General features: G+C 40.7%; 1 protein-coding gene. It reads right to left on the bottom strand.

Annotated features, from left to right (window positions below; translation table 11 throughout):
* A partial coding sequence (locus tag FE392_RS22325; RefSeq protein ID WP_319931833.1) for a plasmid recombination protein occupies window positions 1–218 on the bottom strand: 218 nt, incomplete at its 3' end.
* Between the last annotated feature and the right edge of the window lie 214 nt (window positions 219–432).

The raw sequence follows: 432 nt of genomic DNA, 5'->3' as shown, positions 1-432 counted from the left end.
GCACGATTAGATACAACACCATTATCAATTCGATTTTGAATTAATTTCTTATAATCCACTTTTTCTTTGTCATGAATCAGATCATAATTCTGTTCCGTTCGTTCTTGAATAATATCTGAATTTGAATGACTTTCTTTTTCACGTTGATTATGTATTTGTAATCCTTTCACATCTGTCATCTTGAATTTTTGCATATGACAAACCATGAATTTTGACATGGGCATTGCTCCTTTTTCGGTGGTAGTTCCATGTAAACTGTAGCACACTACAGTTTACTGCGTAAACACGTGTGCCCTACGGGACATTTCGGCGACCGCCGAGCCATGACAGGCATGGCAAAAGAATCATGGGCTTTGCCCAAACCCACAAGGGAAACTCTTCCCCTTGACCCCTTTCAATCGAACTCCCCACCCCCTCAATCCTTGAGGGACT

Source organism: Xenorhabdus santafensis, assembly GCF_033949405.1.
In the GTDB taxonomy this organism is placed as follows: domain Bacteria; phylum Pseudomonadota; class Gammaproteobacteria; order Enterobacterales; family Enterobacteriaceae; genus Xenorhabdus; species Xenorhabdus santafensis.
The sequence above is the reverse complement of the archived record's forward strand: the minus strand, read 5'-3'. Positions and strand labels throughout refer to the sequence as shown.